The sequence below is a fragment of the Devosia oryzisoli genome (genome assembly GCF_014837245.1).
Taxonomy (GTDB): domain Bacteria; phylum Pseudomonadota; class Alphaproteobacteria; order Rhizobiales; family Devosiaceae; genus Devosia; species Devosia oryzisoli.
Genome location: NZ_JACYFU010000012.1, coordinates 1 through 1,457 on the forward strand (window position 1 = coordinate 1; position 1,457 = coordinate 1,457).

Annotated in this window: 2 protein-coding genes; one reads left to right on the forward strand and one right to left on the reverse strand. The window is 58.8% G+C overall.

What is annotated here, in order from left to right; genetic code table 11:
- A partial coding sequence (locus IC608_RS17920; protein ID WP_211200071.1) for a hypothetical protein occupies nucleotides 1-513 on the forward strand: 513 nt, incomplete at its 5' end.
- Nucleotides 514-522: 9 nt separating this feature from the next.
- Here IC608_RS17920 and IC608_RS18540 read toward each other — a convergent pair.
- The gene (locus tag IC608_RS18540) at nucleotides 523-1,182 is read right to left on the reverse strand and encodes an HNH endonuclease (protein ID WP_191778339.1); all 660 of its coding nucleotides are present in this window, start codon (nucleotides 1,180-1,182) and stop codon (nucleotides 523-525) included.
- Nucleotides 1,183-1,457 lie beyond the last annotated feature (275 nt).

Genomic DNA, 1,457 nt, shown 5'->3' on the forward strand with positions numbered 1-1,457 from the left:
AATCTCGCCGAGGGCAGCACCTTGCAATCCGAAGAGTTCGCCGCCGACTGTGAGCGGTGTTTTGGCCTCTGCTGCACAGCGCTGAGTTTTCAGCGGTCGGGGTCGTTCGGTCACGACAAGCCGGCCGGGCAAGCTTGTCACTTTCTCGAGCCGACCTTCCGCTGTGGCATCCATGCGCAGCGTGAGCAACTCGGCTATGAAGGGTGCGAGGATTTCGACTGCTTCGGTGCCGGCCAGATCGCCAGCCAGGAGTTCGCTGCGCAGAACTGGCGGCGGGAGCCAGCCGTCGCCAGGCGACTCCACGCTCGTTTTGCCGAGTTGCTCAAGGTCCAGGAGATTTCGGCGGCGCTCCATGAGGCCGGCAATCTCGGTCTGACCGGAAGCACCGAAGCCGAACGGCGCAGGCTTCTCGTCGCGTTACGGCGAGGTGAGGGTGAAAAAGGTGATGCTGACGTGACGATAAATGCGGCCTCGCGCCTGATTGAAGAAATCGGGCGTCTCCAACTTCCTTGAGCTCTTCCGCTAGTCGCTTTCAGGAAATCCGAACTGTGAGCGATGTGCCATGAGGTTTGCCGCCTTTGGCCACAAATTGAAGTCCACAGGGAAGTAGGCTCGGGTGTGTCCGCGAAGTTCTTCCACCATATTTCTCGCCATGTCGGCGCGCCGAAGAATATCTCCGTCATTGGAAAGTGCGAAAAAGCCTTCGTCGTACGCCCAGTGGTGATGCTTGCACATCGCCATGGCGTTTGTAATGTCGTCAGATCCTCCGCGTGATGCGGCTTGCAAGTGACACGCCTCGACCTCATAAATGCCGCGCTCCGGATCCCCGTGATCTCGACCGCACAGAGCGCACTTGGCGCCATAGGCAAGCAGGACCCTTGTGCGAAACTGACGATCCCGGACAAGTTCCTGACGCCCGTGCTCAATCCGCTCTCTCTCGAAAGCTGACTGAGGCTGTTCATTGGCGGAAAGATAGGGCCTGCTTCTCAAGTATGCGTTCTGATCCTCGGCTGTGAGGGGGCGTATGCCTAGCGAGAAGTAGCTGAAGATGACCTTGCCATCAGGATCATACGCGTTCGCTTCCAATGGCTCCGCGCCTTTAGATGGCGCGATCGGGCCGAACGTTTCCAGGTCGTCGAAACGAAGAAGAACAAATCGGGGCGCGCGGCTGTCAAACGTCACGTCAACGAGTTTGGCGGTGCCAAAGTAGCCATGCCGTGTTCCGCCTTTTGGTTCATAGAGCAGGACGCGCTCACCGAGCGTCTTGTAGGCGAGATCCTTCCCACGGTCATCCTGTCGGACGACCCCAACCGCAGTCTATCTCGACAGTTCGCAACTGCGGCCGGCATCTCCATGTAAGGAAAACTGCGTATACGGCCTTAAAATCCGCTTAACTTTGTCGGACCTTAGCCTGGGTGCTAGGCGCATCTGAGGCGAGAGCGCCTGTTCGGCGGCCG